The organism is Rhizobium sp. R339 (assembly GCF_002211395.1).
Lineage (GTDB): Bacteria > Pseudomonadota > Alphaproteobacteria > Rhizobiales > Rhizobiaceae > Rhizobium.
Map to the genome: position 1 here is coordinate 1 of NZ_LOKV01000009.1, position 23,437 is coordinate 23,437.

A 23,437-nucleotide genomic window follows, 5' to 3' on the forward strand; every position below is an offset into this window, starting at 1 on the left:
CGCACCGCGCTGCAGGATGCCGCCTCCGTTGCCGGCCTGCTGGTGACGACGGAAGCGATGATCGCCGAGAAGCCGAAGAAGGAAGCCGCTCCGGCAATGCCGGCCGGCGCCGGCATGGACTTCTAAAAAGGCGATCGGCAAGGCTCGCCCCAAGCCGCCGTGGGGCGAGCCATTGTGGAGGAAACATGAACTTGCCGTCAAAAGAAGATGCGCGCCTTTGCGCCGGCGTCGTCAGAGAGGTTGCCCGCGCCAAAGGTATAAATGGCCACCCAGCTCCTATGGGTCGATTGACCGCGACGGTTGCCAGACTGTTCAGCATGGGCATCCGAGACCGGGACCGTTTGCTATCAGAAGCGATGGCAGCCGCCGAAATGCCAGTGGTGCTCAAGGAGCACCATTCGATTCGTGCTGAGCCGCTGAACTTCACCCCAGGAACCATCGATTTATCTTTGGAGCCAGAATATGAGAGAGGACATCAACACCAATAGAACGAACCACAGCGCCGAAGCAGCCATAAGCGCCACGCACCTGCTTCATCCGGCGCATCATTTCGGTCACCCGCGTGACGTGCTTGCCGCCGATCACATCGGCCATGACGAAAAGCGCGCCATCCTTGCATCTTGGGCGTCCGACATCTTCGCCGTCGATTCCATACCAGCTCTTCGTCTTCATCCTGAGACGAATAAAGCTGTCTCTTACGATGAGATTGTGGAAGCGTTGAAAATGCTCGACGCGCACGATCAACAGCCTGAAAAACCCTGTTCGTCCGAATCCTTCAGCACCCGCCGGGCCCGTCATTGGAGGCCGAAAGAACGCCGGTTCAGTGGCCTTGGCCTGTGCAGCTATCGAAAAGGGAACCATCGCCGACAGCCACTTGAGATTTAGAGCTTCCATCTGACTTGCCGCGTACCTTGTTAGGGACGCGGCCCTGGTTTTTACCGAGGACTCTTTGCTCAATTGAGGAGGTTTTGCCGATGAAGATCGCCCAGATCGCACCACTCGCTGAAAGCGTTCCGCCCAAACTCTATGGGGGAACCGAGCGCATCGTTTCCTATCTCACCGAAGAACTTGTCGCCCAGGGCCATGACGTCACGCTTTTTGCCAGCGGCGACTCCATCACCAACGCCAGGCTGGTGGCGTGCTCGGATGTCGCGCTCAGGCTCAACCCTGGCGTCAGGGATCACCTGCCGCATCAGGTCGTGATGCTGGAGGAAATCCGTCAGCGCGCACATGAGTTCGACGTCCTGCATTTCCATATCGATCTCCTGCATTTCCCGCTGATCCGGGACTTTGCCGACCGCACGGTCACCACGCTGCACGGGCGTCTTGACCTGCCTGATCTCAAGCCCTTCTACAGGGCTTTTGCCGATATTCCCCTCGTCTCGATCTCCAATGATCAGCGCCGCCCGATGCCTCCGGTCAACTGGTCGGGAACAGTCTACCATGGCCTGCCGGTCGACCTGTTGCCATTTACCGAGAAACCGAAGGGCAACTATCTTGCCTTCCTCGGACGGATATCGCCGGAGAAGCGGCCTGATCGTGCCATCACGATCGCGGCGAAGGTCGGCATGCCCCTGAAAATCGCAGCCAAAATCGACAATGCCGACAAGGCCTACTGGGAAACGGTGATCGAACCAATGGTCAAGAGCCATCCGAATGTCCAATTCATCGGCGAGATCAACGAGCATCAGAAAGCCGACTTCCTCGGCAACGCCCGCGCGCTGCTGTTTCCGATCGACTGGCCTGAGCCCTTCGGGCTAGTCATGATCGAAGCGATGGCGTGTGGTACGCCGGTCATTGCATTCGGATGTGGCTCCGTGCCGGAGGTCATCGACAATGGTGCCTCGGGCATTCTCGTCGACAGCATGACGGAAGCGGTCGAGAACGTCGAATGGGCTTTCAGAATGGATCGAAAGAAGGTTCGTGCGACCTTTGAGAAGCGCTTTAGCGCCCAGCGGATGGCACAGGACTATCTTGACGTCTATCGCAATCTTCGTGGCGTCCGTACCAAAGCGGCCCCGCTGCGCCGTGCTAACGGTCAGGACCTCGATCTTCAGATCGTCGCATGATCCGGAGGACTTGAGCATGTCGATCTCTTCTGGACACGACGGTTCCGCGCCTGCAGACGGCCAGGCGCCGCTCGCGCAATTTTTCATTCCGGCGACCGCCTCGCTGCAGGAACGGCGGCCTCGCACCCTGAAGCACGGCGACACATTCGCCGTCTTCGACCACAATGGTGACGCGCTTTCCGGGCCTGGCAGCCCGGAAGGCGTTTTCCATCGGGACACGCGGTACCTTTCGCATCTGCATCTAACGATCAATGGCAAGCGGCCGATGCTTCTGTCGTCGACGCTGCGCGACGACAACGCGACGCTGACCTGCGATCTCACCAATCCTGATCTTTTTGATGAGAGGCGTAAGCTCACGCTTGAGCATGATCTCATTCATATGCGCAGGACACGCTTTGTGTGGAATGCCGGTTGTTATGAGCGCTTGGCGATAAGGAACTACGACGAGCGACGACAACAAATGCGCATCGAAATTTCGTTCGGAGCGGACTTCGCCGATCTGTTCGAGGTTCGCGGAACTGTCAGGGCGAAGAAAGGCCGCCAGCTTCCGGCCGTGGTGGAACAGGACCGCGTTCTTCTGTCCTATATCGGCCTCGACGATCAGAAGCGCCTCACGCAGTTGTCCTTCGATCCGCGCCCAGACGAACTTGGGAGCGGCCATGTCATTTATGATCTTGATCTGGCGCCACACGAAACGCGGTCGCTGTTCATCCAGATCTGCTGCGACCAAGCCAAAGACCAGCGTCAGGGCTCTCAGTCGTTTTTCCTTGGCCTGCGGGATGCCCGCCGTGCATTGCGCTCCTCTTCCTCGCGCGCGGCATCGATCGTCACGTCAAACGATATTTTTAACGAAGTGGCGCGGCGCAGCGTCTCCGATCTCTATATGCTGACGACCGACAAACCTGAAGGTCCGTATCCGTATGCTGGCATTCCCTGGTTCAGCACCGTGTTCGGACGTGATGCTCTGATCACCGCGCTGGAAACGTTGTGGCTTGATCCGCAGATTGCGCGCGGCGTCCTTAGCCATCTTGCGGCAAACCAGGCGACCGAGGTCGATCTGGCAGCAGACGCCGAGCCCGGAAAGATCTTGCATGAGGTGCGCTATGGCGAAATGGCCGAACTGGGCGAAGTGCCCTTCCGCCGCTATTACGGCAGTATCGACTCCACACCATTGTTCATATTACTGGCAGGCGAGTACCTGAAACGAACCGGCGATCTTGCCACAATCAATCGCCTTCTGCCGAATATCGAGGCCGCTCTCACCTGGATCGATGAACACGGCGATCGCGACGGTGATGGTTTCGTCGAATACGGGCGGTTGACGGAGGAAGGGCTGATCAATCAGGCCTGGAAAGACAGCCACGATTCTGTTTTCCACGCCGACGGCAGCCTCGCCAAAGGCCCGATCGCCATTGCCGAGGTTCAGGCTTACGTTTATGGCGCCTGGCAGGCAGCCGCCGCGATTTTCCGCCTGCTCGGCAGACCCGAACGCGCGGCAAAATTTTTGGCAAGGGCGGAAGGTCTTCGTCGTGCCTTCGATACGAGTTTCTTCGACGAGGAACTCGGCACCTTCGTTTTGGCGCTCGACGGGAACAAGCAGCCTTGCAGGGTCCGGTCTTCGAATGCGGGCCATGCCCTCTTTACCGGTGTCGCGTATCCCGAGCGGGCCACCGAGATTGCCAAAACCCTGATGAGCGCCTCGTCCTTTTGCGGGTGGGGCATCCGCACCATCGCCTCCACGGAGGCACGCTACAACCCGATGAGCTATCACAATGGCTCTGTCTGGCCGCATGACAATGCAATGATCGCCAGCGGTCTCGCCCGCTACGGCTACCGCGCTGAGGCAACTCGGATCTTCGAGGGTCTTTTTGCGGCCTCGACATATCTGGACTTGCGCCGTCTTCCGGAGCTCTTCTGTGGCTTGCCACGCCAGCAGGCTCAGGGGCCGACCTTCTATCCTGTTGCCTGCTCTCCGCAAGCGTGGGCCGCTGCCGCACCGCTCCTTCTGCTGCAATCCTGTCTCGGCCTCGACTGCGACCCGCATGCCCGGATCATCAGCTTCGACGAGCCGCAACTGCCCGCGTTCCTGGATGAGGTGATGCTGCGACACCTGCGGGTCGGGAACGGCTGGGCCGACGTTGCCATTCGCCGCTCAGGACGTCGCGTGGTGGTTGACACTGTCGGTCGCCAGGGCGAGGTTCGCGTTTTGACCACCGCATAGGCGAGGCTGCTTCCACGCGGGCGCCTTACCTACTCCAACTCCTCTTGGTCTGAGACGAGAAGGCGGTCCTGCCTGTCGGCAGAGGCCGCCGTTCACTCATCAACGCTTCGTCGCTATTGACCCATGCGAAGCTTCCGCCAGTTCAGCTTGGTCGCCACCAGTCGCCACCACGTCAGCTATCAAAGTTTCGTCGTCAGGTCCGAGGATGGCGATGACGTCTTCGGAGGTCATTGTCATACCTATTACTCCTTTTGTTTCATCACAGAATCCGGGGTGATCCTTATAGAAAGATCAAATTGTCAACCGGGCAATTCTAGAGCTCTTGAAACTGCAAGCCACTGAATTATATAACTATTGTTCGATCGCCCAATGGGGGTCGACAAGTCCAGGAGGCGCCATATGCTCTTGGCGCCTCCATGTATCCATGTTGCTTACAAGGAGGATATGGCGATGAGGGCAAACCTCGATTTTTCTCCCCTGTACCGTTCGAGCATCGGCTTCGACCGAATGCTGAATGCGCTCGAGGCTGCAAGCCGCATCGAAACGATCGACAACTGGCCACCCTACGATATCGTCAAGTCCAGTGAGGACGAATACCGCATTGCCATGGCAGTGGCAGGCTTCTCGCAGGACGAACTGACGATCACCCAGGAGCAGAACATGCTCTTCGTATCGGGCCAGAAGGCAAATGCCGAAGACGTGCAATATCTGCACCGCGGGATCGCCGGGCGTTCGTTCCAGCGTCGGTTCGAGCTTGCCGATCACGTCAAGGTCGTCGGCGCGGGCCTCGTCAACGGTCTGCTGACCATCCATCTCAAGCGGGAAATTCCGGAAGCGATGAAGCCGCGCCACATCGAGATTGCGACCGACACGGCTCTGCCGAAGGCCGAGACGAAACAGATCGAGGCCGAAAAGCAGGCAGCCTGAGCTTCCATCAGCGCAACACGCGACGAGGTGCCGGGCGATGCCCGGCACCAGTAGGGAAGCTTTTTCAACTAACCCCCAGAAAGGAGAAGAAACATGAGTGTTCGTGATCTGATTCCCTGGGGCCGCAACAACGGCAACCAGGTTCCAAGTCTCCTGCGTGACGACGACCGGGATCCCTTCCTGTCGCTGCATCGCGAGGTGAATCGCCTGTTCGACGACGTCTTTCGCGGCTTCGGCTCCGGCCTGCCGGCCCTCGGCAGCGGCACCGCGTTCAGCGCCGGCTGGCCGAGCGTCGAGATTTCCGATACCGAAAGGGAGATCAAGGTAACCGCCGAAGTGCCCGGCCTTGAAGAGAATGACATTGAGGTCCTGCTCAACGACGGCGTGCTGACGCTGAAGGGTGAAAAGCGCTCCGAGACCGAAAACAAGGACCGCCAGTTCACCGAGCGGTATTACGGCCGTTTCGAGCGCCGCATCCCGCTCGGCGCCGAGGTCAAGGATGATCAGGTTGATGCTCGCTTCAAGAACGGCGTGCTGACCGTTACCTTGCCCAAGGACGAGAAGGCGCAGTCGCAGGTCAAACGCATCGCGATCAAACATTAAGGAAAGAAGCCGGAGGACGTCCTCCGGCTTTTTTCTGCGTCAGCATGTTCGAAACGAAGGAGGGACCATGTCTGCGTTCGTACGGCTCATCAGGCCATTGATCATCGTCTTCCCCGTCTCCCTGCTCATTGGCGGATTTCCAGCCCAGGCGCAATTCGTGCCCGGGATCGGCGGCAGCGTGCCGACGCTTGCTCCGATGCTGGAAAAGGTAACGCCGGCAGTCGTCAACATCTCGGTTGTCTCGCAGGCGCCCGAAGAGGATAACCCGCTCTACAGTGACCCCTATTTCCGCCGCTACTTCAACCTTCCGGATCGACCTCAGGCGGAGCCGCGTCTGAGCGCCGGATCGGGCGTCATTGTCGATGCAACACGAGGCTACGTGCTGACGAACCATCATGTCGTCGCAAATGCCCGCAAGATCCTCGTGACGCTGAAGGATGGAAGGCGGCTGGATGCAAAGCTTGTCGGCTCTGACATGGGTACCGACATCGCCGTTCTCCAGATACCGGCCGCCAATCTGACCGCGTTGCCCTTTGGTGACTCAAACGCTTTGCGCGTCGGCGATTATGTTGTGGCGATCGGCAATCCGTTTGGGCTTGGTCAGACCGTCACGTCCGGCATCGTCAGCGCGCTTGGCCGAAGCGGTCTCAGCCGCGAAGGTTATGAGGACTTTATCCAGACGGACGCCTCGATCAACCCGGGCAATTCGGGTGGCGCCCTCGTGACCGTCGACGGACGGCTCGCAGGGATCAACTCCGCAATACTGAGCCCAGCCGGCGGCAACATCGGTATCGGATTTGCGGTGCCTAGTAAGATCGCAAGATTGGTGATGACTCAGCTGATCCAGCATGGCGAGGTCATTCGCGGCAAGCTCGGCGTGGCGATCCAGGATATCGATTCGGATATGGCAGCGTCACTCGGGCTGGATGACGCGGGCGGCGCGCTGATCGCCGCGGTTGAGCAGGGATCCCCGGCCGCTGCAGCGGGCTTGAAACCGGGTGACGTGGTGGCAGCTGTCGATGGTCGGCCGGTTCATGGCGCTGTCGATCTGCGCAATCGCATAGGTCTGACACCAGTGGGCTCGCAGATCGAGCTGACCGTCAGGAGCAGTGGCTCGGAGCGTACGATTAAGGCGCGCGTGAGCGGATCATAGAAGCCGCCGCGCTTCATGTTTCCGGCCGCGGTTCGTCCACGGCCGGGAATCCTCATCAACGGGGAATTCAATGGTTCCAGCTTTCGTAGGCTGTTGGCGAACGCAAAGAAGCACTCGACGAGCTCTAGCGGAATCCATCGTCTTGAAGGGACTAAAACTCGCGGCCCTCATTTAAATGCCAGGACCTCCTGCCGAAAATTCAACGAGTTAGAAGCGAGATCATTGATGAGTTCCGCCTAAGGGTTCAGCGCTTTAGTGAGGTCATGCAACCCGACCATCAGCATCATGGGGTCGGAAGGAGAAGGTAGGAAGCCGACGGCCTCATAGAAGGCTCGTGCGTCATCTGAAATCGCATGAACGAGCATACCTCGAATGCCAAGTACTTCAGCGGCATTGAGCAAGCGCAGGCCCGCGTCGCGCACCAATGCCTTGCCAATACCGCGCCCTTGGTAGGATTGATCAATGGCGAGGCGACCAAGCACAGCGACCGGAATTGGATCGGGCATATTGCGCCGAAAACGGCCAGGCGCCTCCGGCTGCTTGAGGGCGCCGGAAGCGAGCGCGTAATAGGCGACGACGCGACTCTGCTCGCACACGACGAAGGTCCGCGATGCGCCGCTCGTTTGATTAGACCGGGCGCGACGTCGCAGCCATTCATCTAGTTCAGTGACTCCGGAATTGAACTCGGCCAGCTCATGATGATCGGCCAAGGGTGCCGGTCGGCTGAGGGTCACGCCTTATCCCACGGTGCTTTGGTCGCCATGGTGCGTGCTAAACGCTCATTGGGCTGCGTGGGCGCATCGAGCAGGGCAAGGTATTCAGCATAGATTTCCGAGCTTACCGTGAAGATAGTGCGGTCGAGCAGTACTTCCTCGGCTCGGCGCTCGGACGCTTCCAACATGAAATCTGTTCGCGTCTTACCAAGCAACTCAGCGGCTCGATCAATCAGATTGCGGGTCGCAGGCTTGATGCGCATATTCAGCGGTACGCTCGCGTCCGAGCTTTTGCTCGTGTGTGAGGTCGGCATGGCAAACTCCTGTTTGCACCTAGATAGCGTAACGACGATATCTTTACAAGGTCCGTAAAGGCATTGTCGTTACACAATGCGCGCATTCCTAATTCGCGGCATTTGGCTCATCTACGCTCTTGATGAGAATCGAACGCAGGACATCAACCTAAGACTGGGATGCATAACCCCAGGAGAGCGTTAGGCGATGTAACCCAAAGATCCTCCCTTACGAGACAGCCGATAAAACAATCACGCGATCTGGTCCATAAGCGCCAACGACTCGACCACTTTGAGCAACACCTGGGTACCGGAAATCATATGCGTGTCGGTTACGAACTCCGCCTCGTTATGGCTGATGCCATTGCGACACGGCACAAAGATCATGGCCGTTGGAGCTACGCGGCTAACAAACAGCGCATCGTGAAAGGCCCCGGAAACCATTTGGCGGCTCTTGAGACCAAGAGCTTTGCAGGCCTCCTCGATTGTTCCTGTTATCGATGATGCAAAGCGGCCTGGTGCCATGTCGACGCGCTGGCTGATGGCAACGTCACAGTCCCAGCGCGCGGCCGCTGTCTCGCATTCCTTCCGCACATGCTGGTCCACTGCGGCAAGGGCAGCGGCGTCCGGATGGCGGATATCGACCGTGAAGGCAACAGAACTGGGAATGACGTTGATGGAACCCGGTTCGGCGGTGATACGGCCGACCGTCAACCGTGCCTCCGGATCCGCAGGCATGACCGCAGATTGAAGACTTGCGATTGCGGCTGCTGCCGCGCTCATGGGGTCCTTGCGGAATTCGAGCGGCGTCGTGCCGGCATGCGCGGCGACGCCCGAGAAGGTCACTTCAAGCCATTTCGTGCCCTGTACCGCCGTGACCACGCCGATTGGCACATCTTCTTGTTCAAGGATCGGGCCCTGTTCGATATGCAGTTCCACAAAGGCAGAAATGGCATGGCCTACTGGACGCACAGCGGCTTCGGGCAGCGTTGCTAGCGTTGTCGCCAGCTCATCGGCCAGCCGCGTGCCGTCCGTCGCATGTATCGACTTCCAGTCCGCGACAGTTCCGACCCCTGCGAAGGCCATAGATCCCATGCAGCCCGGCGAGTAGCGGCTCCCCTCCTCGTTGGTGAAGGCAACCACTTCGACGGCACGGTCGGTCTCGACACCGGCGTCGGCGAGTGCTTCGAGCGCTTCGAATGCGCTGAGCGTGCCAAGCGCTCCGTCAAAGCGACCACCGGTCGGCTGGCTGTCGAGGTGGCTGCCGATGAGGAGCGGCGGCAGCGTGATATCCCTGCCCTCCCGGCGAATGAACAAGTTGGCGATATCGTCCTGGAAAATAGTAAATCCGCGGGCAAGCGCACGCTCGGCTAGCAGCCGCCGCGCCGCGCGGTCTTCTACGGTCAAAGCCTGCCGGTTGACACCACCGGCAGGCGTCGCGCCGATCGCCGCGAAATCGGCGACGGACGCAAGAAGGCGTTCGGCGTTAACCTCCGGCTTCCTACTCATCGACCGAGGCCCGCGATAAAGCGTTTGACCCGGTCGAGCTCAACCGCATTCCACCAGACGCCATCGTATTTAAGGGCACTGGCAATGATCACGCCATCCGCGACTGAAAGAATATCGTTGGCATTATCATGCGTGACGCCACTGCCCACCAGTGTCGGCAGCGATGCCGCTTCCTTGATCATTCTGATGTAGCCGAGATCGGCGGCGTGGCCGGTGCGCTGGCCGGTCGCAATGACGACATCGGCATCGAAGAAGACAAGATCCTTGACCTGCTCCTCGACCGGTCGGTCTGCCACGATGGCGTGCGCGCCGTGCTTGACGTGGGCGTCGGCAAAGATGCGGATGCCGCGAGCGCGAAGATGGGCGCGGTAGCGCATGGCACGCGCTGCTTCTCCCTCCACGAAACCCTCATTGGCGATGTAGGCATTGGCCCACTGGTTGACGCGGATGAAGGATGCAGACGATGCACATGCGATAGCCAGTGCCGGGATCGCCGCATTGGCCAGCACGTTGATGCCGATGGGACGGCCGAGTTCCCGACGGATGCGATCGGCGATAACGGCCATATGCGCTGATGTTTCGTGCCCGATATCGTCGGGCTTGGCAAATGGCACATCACCATGGTTCTCGACAATGACGGCGTCGCAGCCGCCGGAAAGATAGGCTCGCGCATCCGAAAGACCGCGCTCGTAGATCGCCTCGACGCCTTCGCCGTCGTAGCGCGGCGCGCCCGGCAGCGGCATCAGATGCACCACGCCGATCACCGGTTTGTCGCGCCCGAAAAGCGTCTTCAGTGTATCCTTGTCCTGCCGTCCGATCGGGTTGCTCATGGCGTTCACATGTTTTCCGGTTTGAATATCTTGGTGAGGGCGGCAAGCTCCGCCGGGGTTGGGAAGGAGACAAGCGTGCCGGGACGGCCAACCGCGAGACCCGCCGCCCGTGTTGCAAGTCTTGCGGCATCGCAAAGGGGTACGCGCTGCGCGAGAAGCCCGGTCAACGTGCCCGCAAAACAGTCGCCGGCCCCGCTGGTATCCACGGTTTCGCGTTTTTCAGCCGGGATCTGGAGCCGAGAAGATGCCTCCAGAACGAAGGCGCCCTCCGAACCGAGCGTCACGATGACGGTGGCCGCACCCATTGCGCACAGGCGGTCGGCAGCGCGGTCACCATGCGTTTCCCCGGTCAAGGCTTCGGCCTCTTGCCGGTTGACGATCAGAAGCGACACCGCCGCCAGATCCAGCTCCTCAGCATGAAGCGGGCTCGGATTGAGGACCGTGAAAAGCCCGGCCGCGTGCGCTGCCTTCAGGCATTGCGCTGTCACATCGGCACCAAGGTTGCCCTGCATCAGCAAAATGTCTCTGGCGCACCAGGTCGATGCGAGTGCGCACATCGCCAGCGGATCGAACGCCTCCGCGCAGGCGGCAGCAGTGACGACAACATTCTCGCCATGGCGGTCGATAAGGATCACCGAGCGGTCACTGGGTAGGTCAAGGCGCGAGAGGCGCAATTCGGAAATCTCCGCCGAGAGCACGCTCTCCATCCCGTCGCCGGCAGCATCCCGGCCAACAGCTGCCCAAAGCGTCACCGATGCGCCTGTCCGAGCGGCGGCAGCGGCCTGGTTCGCTCCCTTGCCGCCGACGCCTTCTCCGGCAGCCGCTGCGTTCAGCGTTTCGCCCGGGCTCGGCAGCCGCTCCAGGCGAAAGCTCGTATCGACGCAGACGTTGCCGACGACGTGGATGGTCATGGTCTGGACCCTTCCGATCAGTCCGTAGCCCAGGCGAGCATCTGCTCGAACAGGGTCTTATAGCCCGGCCAGGCGATGAATTCCGGCGGCAGCCAGTGCGGGCCGACATCGGACGTCCAGACAAGCGTGCGACCCTCGCCATAGGTGCCGGTGACGAGCAGCGGCAGCGAACCGTATTCCGACGAAACGGTCATAAGCTGGTTGGCGCCTTCCTTGAGCGTCACTTCGTTGAAACCGAGCAGATACGGGAACTCACCGGTTATGCCCGCAAGGATCGGATGCGAAGCATCGCCCGACACAATGGGCGTAAAGCCCTCAGGCACCTCCACACGGTCGTCGACGGAAAGGCAGGAGACCGGCAGTACGTCTTCGACAGCCGTGTTTCGGAAGCGCGCGCCGCCATTGATGCCCTGGAAGGAATAATAGCCACCGAACATCAGGAGTGCCCCGCCTTGGGCGACGTAGTCGCGCATCAGTTTCAGACGGTTCGGCGTGCGACGCGAGTGAATCCAGGTGTCCGGATGCAGAAGCAGCGTATTGGCGCCGATATCCGAGAGCACGATGGCTTCGTAGGCCCTAAGGCCTTCGAGCGTGCTCGGAAACTCCTTCTGTGCCTCGTGTGCCGGCATGAAGGTAACGTCGAAGGGGCTATCCTTCAGGGCCTTCAGCAATTCGTCCGCGCCGGTATGATAGGTCACGGTAGGGAACTGGTCAAAGCCCTTGATATGGGTGGCGGTCGATACCCAGGATTCGCCGGCGAGCAGCACTTTCTTCTTGGTCATGGGAACTCCTTGAACGATGGCCAACGCTCAGCGCATGGCGGAAAAGACGGATTTCGGATTGTCGATCAGCATGCGGTCAATGGCCGCTTGATCGACGCCATGGCGCCTCAAACGCGGCAGGAAGTGCTTGAGAACGTAGCCATAGCCAAAACCGCCGTAGCGCGTCAGCATGATCTTCAGGAACACATCCTGCGAGAGCAGCAGCCTGTCGCCAAACCCCTTGTCGACAAGGGTGGCGATAGCACGGGCATTCTCCTCGTCGGAGGGCGACTGGGCATCCTGATCGGCATAGTAATAGTCCATGCCGATCATGTCGTATTCCAGGAAGGCGCCGCGCCTTGCCAGCGCCATCTGGTAATCAAGATCGTTATGACTGGGGTTCATGTGGCAAAGGACAGTATGGCGCAGATCGGCCCCCTCCTCCTCGACCACATCGAGCACGCGATGCGCCAGACGCTCCCAGCCCGGCAGGTGAACGGAGAGCGGCAGGCCGGTGATGCGTGCCGCCCGCGCTGAAGCACGAAGCGACTTCTCTTCCTCGGCGGTGAAATGACGGCTGACGCCGACCTCACCGATAATACCTGCCATGATCTCCGGCTGCGTCTCGCCGCCGCCGACATCATCGACGATGAACTGCGCAACCTCTTCGATGTCCATGGCTTTCAGCCAGTCGGGATGGGTGTGCTCCAGATAGAAGCCTGTACCCATGATAATCCGGAGCCCCGACATGCGCGCGATGCGGGCGAGTCCCGCCGCATCACGGCCGATGCCGAAATTGGTCGTTTCCACCACGGTGCAGCCGCCGAGCGCCTGGAACCGTTTGAGCTCTCCCAGCGCCAGATCCCCATCATCGAGCGAGACATTGTCCCGGTTCATGTAGGGGTTCATACGCAATTCGCCGATAATCTCGATCGAGACCTTCTGTTCGGCGATCGCCTTTTCGTCCGGGTGGCAGGGGCAGATCCAGCTGGTCGCGCCATTGAGGAAGATGTGCTCGTGCATTAGCGTCACGCCCAGATCCTCCACCGGAACGGGGCCGGTGACGGTCATGGCTGTGCCGGAATTCACCCCGATGGGATGCCGCTTTTTCGGCGCGCCCGTGAAGAGACGATCGAGCATCCTCAGCGCCCCTTCGCGCCGCCGCGGAACAGGCGGAAATTCAGCCAGATGGCGACGAGGATGATGAACCCGGTGACGATCGGCGTGAAGAAGGGCGATAGATGTGAAAGGATGAGGCCGTTTGCGAGCACCGCGACGGTCAGCGCGCCGAGAATCGTCCCCACGAGAGAGCCGCGTCCACCAAAGAGGCTGGTGCCGCCGAGCACGACGGCTGCGATGACATCCAGCTCAAAACCCTGTCCCGCATTCGACGAGCCGGAGCCGAGACGGGCGGAAAGGATAACGCCGGCGGCCGCCGCGGCCGTACCCGACAGCACATAGACCCAGAGGATGACCCGGCGCGTGTTGACGCCTGCCCGCCGTGTCGCCTCGGCATTGGCGCCGACGCCCGTGACGTAGCGGCCGAAATGGGTTTCGTTGAAGGCGATGTAGGCGATGGCGAGAATCACAATCGCGATCAGCGCCGGAGCCGGAATGCCAAACACCCAGGCGCGGCCAAGGGCTACGAAGGGGCTCGTCGGCTCGATGGGGATCGAATAGCCGCCAGTGATGAGCAACGCGAAACCGCGGATCACGGAAAGACCGGCGAGCGTAACGATGAAGGCGGGGACGCGCTCATAGGCGATAAAATAACCTTGGATGACACCCACCACGCCGCCGAGCAGAAGCATCAGCACGATGGCAAACGGCCAAGGGACGCCCGCCTGTAGGGCTGCGGCCGACAAGGTGGCCGTCAGGGCAAGGACGGAGCCAACCGAAAGATCGATGCCCCCGGTCGTGATGACGAAGGTCATGGCCGCCGCGACGATCAGCAACGGGGCGGATTGCCGGATGACGTTGAGGAGATTCGGCGCGGTCAGGAAGGCATCCGTTGTCACCGAGAAGAACAGGCAACAGACGACGAAGAACAGCGCGATCGACATGACGCCGCCATTGGCCACGACCTTGTCGAGGATCGTCGGCTCGCGCATGCGGGGCGGATGGCTGGCATAGGCGTTGGGTTCGGAACTCATGCGGAGGCGCCCTTTTCCCGGTTATGGCCTGCGGATCGGGCTGCAAATTTTCGCCCGACGATGAGATTGACGACGTCCTCGATATTCGTGTCTTCGATCCGGCGCTCGGCGATGTTACGCCCCTCATACATCACCTGGATGCGGTCGCAGACGAGGAAGAGGTCCTGCAGGCGATGCGTGATGAGAATGACGGACACGCCGCGTTGCGAGACGGTGCGGACGAGTTCGAGCACCGCCTCCACCTCAGCGACGGCGAGTGCCGCTGTGGGCTCGTCCATGATGAGCACCGAGGGGTTGAAGGATGCGGCGCGGCCGATGGCGATGGACTGACGTTGGCCGCCCGAAAGGTTTTCCACCTTCATGCGCGTATCGGGGATGACGATGCCGAGATTGGAGAGCATGTCGCGCGCACGCTCATGCATCAGCGTCTTGTCGAGCATCGGTACGCCGGCCACCCGCCGTTTCGGCTCGCGGCCAAGGAAGAGATTGCCAGCCACATCGATCGTGTCGCAGAGCGCCAGGTCCTGGTAGACCATCTCGATACGCGCTGCGCGCGCATCTGCGGGCGAGGTGAAGGCGACCGCTCTGCCGTCGATCTCGATCGTTCCTGAATCGGGGATCACGGCGCCGGACAAAACCTTGCTGATGGTCGATTTGCCTGCTCCGTTGTCACCCACCAGGCCGAGAACTTCCCCGGGCTTCAGATCGAGCGAGGCGTTGTCGAGCGATTGCAGCGCGCCATAGCGCTTAGAAATGCCGGTCATACGAACGCGGCTGACTTGCGTGTCGGTCATATTCAATGGCCCTTGCTGAAATCCGGCCGCCCAGCCTGATCGACAGCCCGGGCGACGGCGGCAGTTCGCCTTACTTGAATATATCGCGGTACTGATCGACATTCGACTTGGTGACGATGGTAACCGGCACATTGATGATCGGCTCGATCTTCTCGCCCTTTTTGACCTTGACGAGCGCCTCGACCGCAGCCTTGCCCTCGCCGGCCGGATCCTGCTGGATCACAGCGGTCACGAACCCTTGGTCGATGCCATCGATGGCGGACTTCGTCAGATCCCAGCCGAAGACCTTGATGCTATCACCGCGGCCCTGGCTGGCAACCGCGGAAACCGCGCCGAGCAGCGCCGGCTCGCCGGTCGCATAGAGCGCCGTCATGTCGGGGTTGGCCGTCATCAGGTTTTCGGCGGCAGACAGCGCGACGTCCTGCACGTTCTGGCCATCAACGGTGTTGAGGAATTCGATCTTCTGACCGCCCTCGCCTACCGCAGCCTTGAAGCCGTCGAGGCGCTGGTTCTGGATGAACGAGTTAAGCGCGCCGACGACGCCGACCTTGGCCGCACCGCCCATGTCGCTCTTCACGTAGTCAGAGAAGAACTTGCCAATCTCGCGACCGGCGGCGGTATTGTCGACACCGACGAAGGCTATGTTGTCGCCTTCCGGAATCTGCGCATCGATGGCGATGACCGGAATGCCGGCATTCTTCGCAGCAGTGATGGCCGGCTTCACGCCGTTCACATCGATGGCGACCAGGATGATGCCGTCGACTTTCTGCGTGATGTAGGTCTCGATCGCATCGTTCTGCGCCGAAGGCACGTTGTTGGCGTTGAAGATGACGAGGTCGACGCCAGCAGCCTTTGCGGCAGCGTTGGCACCATCATTGATCTGGTTGAAGAAGAGTGCCTGCTGATTGATGGTGACGAGCGCGAACGTATCGGCAAAGGCGCCTGAAACACCCATGGAAAGCGTCATGGCGACGGCTGCGGCGCAGCTGAGGAGATATTTGGTCCGACCCATTTTTAAGTTCCCCTTGTTAGACGCCGCGGGCGGCGTTCAGAATTTACAAGGGCATTATTCAAGTGACTTGAATTATTGTCAAGTCGCTTGAATGGTCGGAGCCACAAAAGTCAAATCATGAGTTTTTTGAGGTAATCAAAATGTTGGCGGCGTATTGACCCAGAAAATCGAGGCACGCTGGCTTCCGACATTGCGATACCAATGGGCCAGCTCTGAATTGAATACGAAACTGTCTCCGGCGGACAGGTGAAAGGTCTTATCGCCGATCATCAACTCGATCTCGCCGACGAGCACGTAGCCGACCTCTTCGCCGACATGCTGGATCGGGCCGGCGCTCTCGCCTCCCACATCGATATGGTGGATGTTGCACTGGAGCAGATGACCCTGCGAATAGGGAATTATACGTTCGAGCGATATGCCCTCGCCGCGTCGCAGCGGATCGAGCGAGATCAGCGGCCGTGTGCCGGCGCGAAACACCACGCCCTCGTCGGCATCCGTCTCCTCGAACATCCAGCCGATATTGGAATCGAGCGCCTGCACCAGCCGGTGCAGCATGGGCAACGATGGCGAAGCCTTACCGTTCTCGATCTTGGACAGCAGGCTTTCTGAACAATCCGCAGCCAGCGCCAGTGCCTTCAGCGTCAAGCCCCGCGTCTGCCGCGCCAGCTTGAGGCGTGCGCCAAGCCGCACCGGATTCGACTGAACTTTATCCTCCCGGCTATTGTCAGACGGTGAAGGCGGCTTGACGATATTCATGTTCGAGGCATCGCATTAATCGGGACTCCAATCATAGGTCGTTCAGTCCAGTTAGGATACCCCCGACATGATCCAGCAGCACTGTGGTCGCCTACTGGAAAGGCTATCGGTACCCAGGCTTCGGCTGCCGATTCCACTTCGATGATCTGGATTAACTAGGTTGGAGCTGACCCGATGTCTCTTCGGCCTCATCGACGTCGATTGCCCATGCGACCCTGGCCTCGTTTCAGTTAGTGTTCGATCGCGGGATTGCCAGCCCATCGACCAGAGTGGCAATGGCTGCCTCCAGCGGCGCCGATCCGACCTTTTCTGGCACCAGAAGTCCATCGATCGCGAGCAGGGTCATGCCGTGAATAAGCGCCCATGCGGCGGTCGCCTGTCCCCTGACTGGCCGCTTGCGAATGGTGCCAGCAGCCTGACCGCGTCCGAGCATGTCAAGCACTACGTCGAATACAGCGAGCGCCCTCTCATCGAGATGCATTCCCACGGCCTGCCCCTCCTCCGCGTTGAACATCAGGCGATATAAGGCCGGGTTATCGGTTCCGAACGCGACATATGCCAGAGATATCGGAGTGATTTCCTCGAGCAGAGATCGGGGGACTTCGGGTTTCGCCTCCAGTAGCGCCTCGCGTAGTCGATCGAACCCAATCATGGCGAGTTCGACGAGCAGAGCCGTTTTGTCCGGAAAGTGCTTGTAGGGTGCTGCGTGGCTGACGCCAGCCCGGCGGGCGACTTCCCGCAGCGTGAACTGCCAGTCCTTCTCGGTCCGAAGCATGTCCAGAGCAGTTTCAATAATCACACGGCGGAGATCCCCGTGATGATAGGGGCGGTGGGGTGTAGCCTGCATGGCACCTCGAAGTTGCTCTCAGAAACATTGTTGACAGTGGTAACTTTGTCGCCTATTTAAAGACTATGTTTCTTATGTCTACATCGGAGCCCACATGAACGCCATAGCAAAAATCACCGGCGCAGGATCGATCCCCCATCACTCGCTCACCGTCACGCCAACCTCGCTGAACTGACGCAGGCGCTGATTGGTCGACGCGCGGCTCTTGAGGCCGCTGGCACTTCGGACCTTGGGCATCGCGCTCGGCACGCGCGATTATGGGGTCTTCGGTTAAGCAAGAACCTGCGCCGTTCATGCGGCCTCAGCGCCGTCATGTCCGCTCCTGATGCATCGGCAGGCAGTTATGAGCAGGGACGGTGTGAAGGCGTCAACTGGTTCCACCCCCGTTACCGAAAGCTGGTCGAGCGCATCCTGAACCTGATGCTTCGGGGAAGGCCAAAACTCTGCAGGGACTTAGAAGCAAGGCTTCGTGTCCGCTCCGCCGAAATATATCCATGCAGTTGAAAGGAAACCAAATGCAAAACGTTGCTAACGCGGAAACGCAGACGTCCCTCATAGGGAAGTCAAAATGTGCCGCGACGAAGCGAGCCCTAATTACCGGTGCCTCCAGTGGCATGGGTCTCGAATATGCCAAGCTCTTGGCAAAGCAGAAGGTAAATCTTGTGCTCGCCGCCCGGCGCAGGGAGCCGATGGAGAGGCTCGCCACAGAGCTTCGGCAGAAATACGGTGTCGAGATCGTCGTCCAACCGATCGATCTTGCCGTCCCTGGCGCTGCCGCTCGCTTGAAAAGCAGTCTGGACGACAAGTCGCTGCAGATTGATATTCTTGTGAACAATGCCGGGTACGGGTTGCATGGGGACTTTTTGGACACGCCGCTGGAGCGCACGACCGATATGATGCAACTCAACATCACGGCGGTAACGGAACTGAGCTTTATCTTTGGGCAGGATATGGCAACCCGTGGGTCTGGGCAGATACTTCTCATAGCGAGCATTCTGGCATTCCAACCCGTCCCTGGGTTTTCTGCCTATGCAGCAACGAAGTCTTACGTGCTGTCGTTTGGAGAGGCTTTGCACGACGAACTCAGCCCTCGAGGCGTGACTGTCACCTGCCTTTGCCCAGGACACACCGAAACCGGATTCGATTCGGCCGCCAGCGCCCCTGTTTCGCGCATGCTGCGCCTTCTGACGATGAAGCCCCGCCCCGTCGCCGAAAGCGGTCTCCGCGCGCTGTCACAAGGCAAGGCCTCCGTAGTTGCCGGGTTCATGAACAAGATCATCATTTTTTCAAATCGCCTGACCCCGCGTTCGATGCAGCGAACCGTTATGAAAAGCGTTACAGGGGGATAGAATTGCAGTCGACGACGGACGCCTCCGTTGCCAGCCTGTTGATCTTGGCAGCCTGACGTGGATGACCACCATGTTGCGGCGACGGGCGGCTTCGAGGACCTTCTTCGAATTGGCGACCGCAGTGTCGATCTGCTCGCGGTCCTGGAACAGCCGCCGCCAGGAATGGCGGAGCTCGAGGTGGCTCTCGAACGCGTCGATGACCGCCGTGAGGATCATATCTTCCACCTCGATAGGGGTGCGCGCTTCTGCGCCAAGCAGAACTCATGCCCGCGCATGAGATATCGACGCCGGGTCAGGAGAATGTATGACGGTGCTGCGAAGGTGTTCTCGTACCATTGCGCGGAGCTCGCCGAACGTCCGAAACCCGATGTGCTGTGCAAGCCGGTGGACAGTCGTTTGTGAAACGCTGCACCTGCGTGCAATCGCGGCAGCACTTTCGAAGGCAATGATTTCCGGTCGTTCCAGCATCAGCCTCGCGACTTGCTCGAGACTGTTGGGAAAGACGAGCTGCCGCTTGGCAATAAAACACTTCAGTTCCCGCAGCGTCGCGGGAGGACGGTGGCCTTTGTCTTGTAGCATGGCGCTCACCTTTTAAAGAACCGTCTTCCCGTAATCTCGGTGCCACCCGAGCACCGTCAGGACGCGACATGTCATCCTCCGTGGCGGGAAGACATGGCCGCATGGCATCGAACCTTGCTACTCGACCTGCACCGGCCTGCCCGTCTTCCAGCTCACGGTCGCCGCCTCCGCCAGTTTCTGGGCCTGAAGTCCATCCAGTCCACCGGGTCTCAGGGATCGGCTGCCGCTTCCGATCGCGTCGATGAAGGCATTGATCTCGTTGGCGTAGGCCTGCGCATAGCGCTCAAGGAAAAAATATTGAACGGGATCGCCCCTGATACCGCTGGCGTTGGAAAGCTCGACACTGGTTGCCTGGATATTCCGTGCCGCAAGCATGCCGGCAGAACCATGAACTTCAATGCGTTGATCGTAGCCGTAGGTTGCCCGGCGCGAATTGGTGATGACAGCGATCCGACCCGACGCCGTCTGCATCTGCACCGCGGCAGTATCCACGTCACCTTCGGCCCCGATCGCCTTGTCGACGAGAGACGATCCAACCGCGCTTACCACGACGAATTCCTCGCCCATCAGGAAGCGGGCCATATCGAAGTCGTGGATCATCATGTCGCGGAACAGGCCGCCGGAAGATTTGACGTATTCGGCTGGCGGCGGAGCGGGGTCGCGGCTGGTGATGGTGACGATTTCAATGTCGCCGACATCGCCGCGACGCAGCCGCGCCTCCACGCTGGCGAAACTGGGATCGAACCGCCGATTGAAACCGATCATCAGGGTGGAATTGTTCTTCTCGACAAAGTCTAGGCAGGTATTGATACGTTCGACCGACAAGGATACCGGCTTTTCGCAAAGGATCGCCTTGCCGGCCTTCGAAGCCGCCTCGATGAGATCGGCATGACTGGGTGTCGGCGTTGCTATCAGTATCGCATCCACCGCAGTAGAATTGATGATATCCTCTGCGTCAGCGACCTCGGCGCCCGTCTGGGCAGCCAGCGCCTCTGCCGTGGCCCTGAAGGCGTCGGCCACATAAACGAGTTTCGCCTTCGGGTTCGCCGCGATGGTGGCGGCATGTACCTTGCCTATCCGGCCGGCGCCGATCACTCCAAACCTGATCATCGATATTTCTCCGTATTTGCAAGCGTTAACAGTCAGATCGTTAAACCGTGAAGGCATCGCGGAAGCGGTCGAGCGCCGCCTCATCGTCGCCGGAAGCCCAAGCTTCCATACCGATGGCGCCGCGATAACCCATGTCCTTGAGCGCGCGTGCGATCATCTTATAATGGACCTCGCCAGTGCCCGGCTCGCAGCGGCCGGGCACATCGGCCACCTGGATTTCGCCGATCCAAGGCAGGCATTTGCGGCAAAGCTCGATCAGGTTTCCCTCTCCTATTTGGGCATGGTAGAGATCGAGATTGAGGCGGAGCCGCGGATGATTGACGCTTGAGACCAGCGCCAGCGTGTCTTCGGCGCGCCCGAATGGCACGCCCGGATGATCGACCGGCAGATTGAGGTTTTCGAGAGTGAAGGTGACGTCCTCTTCTTCGGCCATGTCAGCGACCCGGCAGAGGGTGTCGCGCGCCTTTAACCACATGGCGCCGGTCACAACTTCGACCGGCTGGACCGGCAGACCTCCATCTCCCAGACCGGTGCCGTGCAGATTGAGCCTTTGCACGCCGAGTCGCTTTCCGATCTGCGCGGTCTCTCGCGCTGTGCTCAGAAGTTCGGCCGCGCCTTCATCGTCGGTCAGCCGGCCAGTGATGTAGCCGTTCATGATCGTGAAGGTCGCTCCGGTTGCTTCCAGCTTGTCGAGATCGTGTTCGGGCCAGTTCCAAAGTCCGACGCCGAAACCCATTTCCGTCAAGCGTGAAGCGCGCCACTCGATCGGGCGGTCGCGCCAGAGCATTTCAGCACATGCCGCAAGCGTGAAAGGGCTACCATTATTCCTCGTTCGATCGCTCATGATCGTCTTTCGTAATTGTTGCGTGATTTTCGGGCGGCGCCTGCTTTCGAGAACGGGCACCACCTGCGACGTGACGCGGACTAGATCGTACCACCGAGCTCTTCGGACAATTGCTGCAGTTCCTTGCCGCCGGCCATGAGGTTCTGAAGCTCATCCATGGCTATGTCGACCTTGGCAAAGGTGCCGAGCGTCTGGCCTCGATTGAGGATCGTGAAACGGTCCGCCACGGCATAGGCGTGTCGGACATTGTGGGTGATGAAAATGACACCCAGCCCATTCTGCCGGACCTGATGGATATATTTCAGCACCATTGAGGTTTGCGCCACGCCGAGCGCCGAGGTCGGCTCATCGAGAATGAGGATCTTGGCGCCGAAATAGACCGCGCGCGCAATGGCGACGCATTGGCGTTCGCCCCCCGACAGAGTGCCCACGGCCTGATTGGGATCACGGATATCAATGCCGATCTTGCGCATCTCCTCCCGCGTGACATTGTTGCAATGCATGAGGTCGAGGTGACGGAAGGGGAAGAAACCTTTGCGGGGCTCCCGCCCCATGAAGAAATTGCGCGTGATCGACATGAGAGGGATCATCGCGAGGTCCTGATAGACGGTCGCGATGCCGGCATCGAGCGCGTCGCGGGGACTGCGGAAATCGACAGGCTTGCCTTCGACCAGGAAGACGCCCCCGCTTGGCCGGACGACGCCGGAGAGCGTCTTGATCAAGGTGGATTTGCCCGCGCCATTGTCGCCAAGGAGACAAAGCACCTCTCCGGCCGAAACTTGTATCGACACGCCGTTGAGAGCGATCACGGAGCCGTAGTGCTTGACGATATCGGTTACTTCGATGATCGGCGTTCGGTTGTTGACGTCTGGCATGATCAGCGCTCCCCGGTAACCTTGCGGCGGATGAAATTGTTGAAGAGAACAGCCAGCAGCAGCATCGAGCCGAGGAAGACCTGGAACCAGTCGGAGTCGAACCTGGTATAGGTCAGGCCGATGGAAACCGAGCCGAAGATGATCGCTCCGAAGAAGGCACCGATCGCTGAGCCGTATCCGCCTGTGAGGAGGCACCCGCCAATGACGGCGGCGATGATCGCTTCGAACTCTTTTTGAAAACCGCGCCGGGCATCGGTCGAGCCGGCGTCAAGCACCGTGATGATGGCGACCAGCGCGGCGGCACATGCCGTCAGCGCGAACAGGCCGGTTTTCACCCTATGGACAGGGACGCCCGAGTTTCTTGCTGCATTGGGATCGCCGCCGGCCGCGAAGATCCAGTTGCCCATGCGGGTGCGCAGCAGGACCCATGTTGCAGCCAGGGCAAGCACGACAAACCACAGGACCGATACGGGGATGCCGGTGACCTTCGGCAGGCCGTTCGGGAACTTGTCTATCAGATCGTGATCTGCAAGCCACACGAACAGGCCCTTCAGCGCATCGCCGGAAAAGAGCCCGAGCAGAGGACTGTCCTTCACATAGTCGCCGATGCCGCGAAGCTGCGTCGAGCCGCCGGTGGCCCATTTCAGACCCACGAGGGTCAAGCCGCGCAGTATGAAGAGAAATGCCAGGGTCACAATGAACGATGGCAGCCGGGTGTGGATGACGATCTGCCCATTGATCGCGCCCATGAACGCCGCAAACAGCATCGTCATGACGATGGCAACCGAAAGCGGTTGACCGAAATTGGTCAGGATGACGCCGAAGATCAGTCCTGCGAAAGCTACCATCGAGCCGATCGAGAGATCGAACTCTCCGCCGATCATGAGCAGTGCCGCCGCAATGGCGAGAATTCCCAGTTGCGATGCAGGCGCCATGATGGTCATCAGGCCCGAAAGGGAGAACATCGTCGAATCTGCGGTAAGAAAGAAGAACACGATGACGAGGACAAGGCCGGCCACGGCACCAAGCTCGGGCCGCCGCATCATATGCGTCAGAAAACTCACTTGTTTGACGCGCTCATCGGCCTTCGGCGCAGCCGCCGCCTTTTGCTCAAGCGAAGCCATAACT

25 protein-coding genes and 1 pseudogene are annotated in these 23,437 nt (G+C 59.9%); 8 read left to right on the forward strand and 18 right to left on the reverse strand.

Annotated elements, in window-relative coordinates; translation table 11 throughout:
* Positions 1 to 185 precede the first annotated feature (185 nt).
* The 4 genes from ATY76_RS34125 to ATY76_RS12320 all read left to right on the forward strand — a co-directional run bounded on the left by ATY76_RS34125 (position 186) and on the right by ATY76_RS12320 (position 4,290).
* Positions 186 to 488: a hypothetical protein gene (locus ATY76_RS34125; protein ID WP_088675046.1), complete on the forward strand. Its 303-nt coding sequence runs from the start codon at positions 186 to 188 to the stop codon at positions 486 to 488.
* The gene (locus ATY76_RS34130) at positions 463 to 885 is read left to right on the forward strand and encodes a hypothetical protein (RefSeq protein WP_088675047.1); all 423 of its coding nucleotides are present in this window, start codon (positions 463 to 465) and stop codon (positions 883 to 885) included. Before ATY76_RS34125 ends, ATY76_RS34130 begins: the two co-directional genes overlap by 26 nt.
* Positions 886 to 974: 89 nt before the next feature.
* Complete coding sequence (locus ATY76_RS12315; protein WP_088675048.1) at positions 975 to 2,069, forward strand: glycosyltransferase family 4 protein; 1,095 nt, start codon at positions 975 to 977, stop codon at positions 2,067 to 2,069.
* A gap of 16 nt (positions 2,070 to 2,085) precedes the next feature.
* Positions 2,086 to 4,290 (forward strand): amylo-alpha-1,6-glucosidase, encoded by a 2,205-nt coding sequence (locus tag ATY76_RS12320; protein WP_088675049.1) that lies wholly within the window; start codon positions 2,086 to 2,088, stop codon positions 4,288 to 4,290.
* A 99-nt stretch (positions 4,291 to 4,389) separates the two neighbouring features.
* Here the strand turns inward: ATY76_RS12320 and ATY76_RS12325 are convergent, their stop codons facing one another.
* Entirely contained in the window at positions 4,390 to 4,527 is a 138-nt protein-coding gene (locus tag ATY76_RS12325; protein ID WP_245309815.1) for a hypothetical protein, read from the reverse strand.
* Positions 4,528 to 4,740: 213 nt separating this feature from the next.
* Between ATY76_RS12325 and ATY76_RS12330 the strand changes: the two genes are divergently transcribed.
* From ATY76_RS12330 to ATY76_RS12340, 3 genes and pseudogenes are all read left to right on the forward strand, one after another.
* Positions 4,741 to 5,217: an Hsp20 family protein gene (locus ATY76_RS12330; protein WP_088675183.1), complete on the forward strand. Its 477-nt coding sequence runs from the start codon at positions 4,741 to 4,743 to the stop codon at positions 5,215 to 5,217.
* 93 nt (positions 5,218 to 5,310) lie between these two features.
* The gene (locus ATY76_RS12335; RefSeq protein WP_088675050.1) at positions 5,311 to 5,820 is read left to right on the forward strand and encodes an Hsp20/alpha crystallin family protein; all 510 of its coding nucleotides are present in this window, start codon (positions 5,311 to 5,313) and stop codon (positions 5,818 to 5,820) included.
* 67 nt (positions 5,821 to 5,887) lie between these two features.
* A pseudogene (locus ATY76_RS12340) lies at positions 5,888 to 6,925 on the forward strand (trypsin-like peptidase domain-containing protein); the annotation flags it as partial.
* 284 nt (positions 6,926 to 7,209) lie between these two features.
* Here ATY76_RS12340 and ATY76_RS12345 read toward each other — a convergent pair.
* From ATY76_RS12345 to ATY76_RS12400, 12 genes are all read right to left on the reverse strand, one after another.
* On the reverse strand, positions 7,210 to 7,707 hold the full coding sequence (locus ATY76_RS12345) for a GNAT family N-acetyltransferase (protein WP_088675052.1): 498 nt from the start codon (positions 7,705 to 7,707) through the stop codon (positions 7,210 to 7,212).
* Positions 7,704 to 8,000 (reverse strand): DUF1778 domain-containing protein, encoded by a 297-nt coding sequence (locus ATY76_RS12350; protein WP_088675053.1) that lies wholly within the window; start codon positions 7,998 to 8,000, stop codon positions 7,704 to 7,706. Before ATY76_RS12350 ends, ATY76_RS12345 begins: the two co-directional genes overlap by 4 nt.
* A gap of 231 nt (positions 8,001 to 8,231) precedes the next feature.
* Positions 8,232 to 9,488: a Zn-dependent hydrolase gene (locus ATY76_RS12355; RefSeq protein WP_088675054.1), complete on the reverse strand. Its 1,257-nt coding sequence runs from the start codon at positions 9,486 to 9,488 to the stop codon at positions 8,232 to 8,234.
* Positions 9,485 to 10,318 carry a BtpA/SgcQ family protein gene (locus ATY76_RS12360; RefSeq protein ID WP_088675184.1) on the reverse strand — a complete coding sequence of 278 codons (834 nt, stop codon included), beginning with the start codon at positions 10,316 to 10,318 and terminating at the stop codon, positions 9,485 to 9,487. The genes ATY76_RS12355 and ATY76_RS12360 overlap by 4 nt, the downstream gene beginning before the upstream one ends.
* 5 nt (positions 10,319 to 10,323) lie before the next feature.
* On the reverse strand, positions 10,324 to 11,229 hold the full coding sequence (locus ATY76_RS12365) for a PfkB family carbohydrate kinase (protein WP_088675055.1): 906 nt from the start codon (positions 11,227 to 11,229) through the stop codon (positions 10,324 to 10,326).
* A gap of 17 nt (positions 11,230 to 11,246) precedes the next feature.
* A complete protein-coding gene (locus ATY76_RS12370) occupies positions 11,247 to 12,011 on the reverse strand; it encodes a glutamine amidotransferase (RefSeq protein ID WP_088675056.1) in 765 nt (254 codons plus the stop codon).
* Between the two features lie 27 nt (positions 12,012 to 12,038).
* Positions 12,039 to 13,130, reverse strand: a complete 1,092-nt coding sequence (locus ATY76_RS12375; protein ID WP_088675057.1) for a phosphotriesterase — start codon at positions 13,128 to 13,130, stop codon at positions 12,039 to 12,041.
* Between the two features lie 2 nt (positions 13,131 to 13,132).
* Complete coding sequence (locus tag ATY76_RS12380) at positions 13,133 to 14,101, reverse strand: ABC transporter permease (protein ID WP_245309833.1); 969 nt, start codon at positions 14,099 to 14,101, stop codon at positions 13,133 to 13,135.
* Positions 14,102 to 14,139: 38 nt separating this feature from the next.
* Positions 14,140 to 14,937 carry an ATP-binding cassette domain-containing protein gene (locus ATY76_RS12385; RefSeq protein WP_088675059.1) on the reverse strand — a complete coding sequence of 266 codons (798 nt, stop codon included), beginning with the start codon at positions 14,935 to 14,937 and terminating at the stop codon, positions 14,140 to 14,142.
* Between the two features lie 70 nt (positions 14,938 to 15,007).
* Positions 15,008 to 15,949 carry a substrate-binding domain-containing protein gene (locus ATY76_RS12390; RefSeq protein WP_088675060.1) on the reverse strand — a complete coding sequence of 314 codons (942 nt, stop codon included), beginning with the start codon at positions 15,947 to 15,949 and terminating at the stop codon, positions 15,008 to 15,010.
* Positions 15,950 to 16,084: 135 nt separating this feature from the next.
* Positions 16,085 to 16,705, reverse strand: a complete 621-nt coding sequence (locus ATY76_RS12395; RefSeq protein WP_088675061.1) for a cupin domain-containing protein — start codon at positions 16,703 to 16,705, stop codon at positions 16,085 to 16,087.
* Positions 16,706 to 16,931: 226 nt separating this feature from the next.
* Complete coding sequence (locus ATY76_RS12400) at positions 16,932 to 17,552, reverse strand: TetR/AcrR family transcriptional regulator (protein WP_088675062.1); 621 nt, start codon at positions 17,550 to 17,552, stop codon at positions 16,932 to 16,934.
* 515 nt (positions 17,553 to 18,067) lie between these two features.
* Between ATY76_RS12400 and ATY76_RS12405 the strand changes: the two genes are divergently transcribed.
* Complete coding sequence (locus tag ATY76_RS12405; RefSeq protein ID WP_088675185.1) at positions 18,068 to 18,901, forward strand: SDR family oxidoreductase; 834 nt, start codon at positions 18,068 to 18,070, stop codon at positions 18,899 to 18,901.
* A 261-nt stretch (positions 18,902 to 19,162) separates the two neighbouring features.
* Here the strand turns inward: ATY76_RS12405 and ATY76_RS12415 are convergent, their stop codons facing one another.
* From ATY76_RS12415 to ATY76_RS12435, 5 genes are all read right to left on the reverse strand, one after another.
* A complete protein-coding gene (locus tag ATY76_RS12415; protein WP_088675064.1) occupies positions 19,163 to 19,480 on the reverse strand; it encodes a MurR/RpiR family transcriptional regulator in 318 nt (105 codons plus the stop codon).
* Positions 19,481 to 19,597: 117 nt separating this feature from the next.
* A complete protein-coding gene (iolG, locus tag ATY76_RS12420; protein WP_088675065.1) occupies positions 19,598 to 20,590 on the reverse strand; it encodes an inositol 2-dehydrogenase in 993 nt (330 codons plus the stop codon).
* 40 nt (positions 20,591 to 20,630) lie between these two features.
* Positions 20,631 to 21,434 carry a TIM barrel protein gene (locus ATY76_RS12425; RefSeq protein ID WP_088675066.1) on the reverse strand — a complete coding sequence of 268 codons (804 nt, stop codon included), beginning with the start codon at positions 21,432 to 21,434 and terminating at the stop codon, positions 20,631 to 20,633.
* Between the two features lie 80 nt (positions 21,435 to 21,514).
* A complete protein-coding gene (locus ATY76_RS12430) occupies positions 21,515 to 22,309 on the reverse strand; it encodes an ATP-binding cassette domain-containing protein (RefSeq protein ID WP_088675067.1) in 795 nt (264 codons plus the stop codon).
* Positions 22,310 to 22,311: 2 nt separating this feature from the next.
* The gene (locus ATY76_RS12435) at positions 22,312 to 23,433 is read right to left on the reverse strand and encodes an ABC transporter permease (RefSeq protein ID WP_088675068.1); all 1,122 of its coding nucleotides are present in this window, start codon (positions 23,431 to 23,433) and stop codon (positions 22,312 to 22,314) included.
* Positions 23,434 to 23,437: the final 4 nt, after the last annotated feature.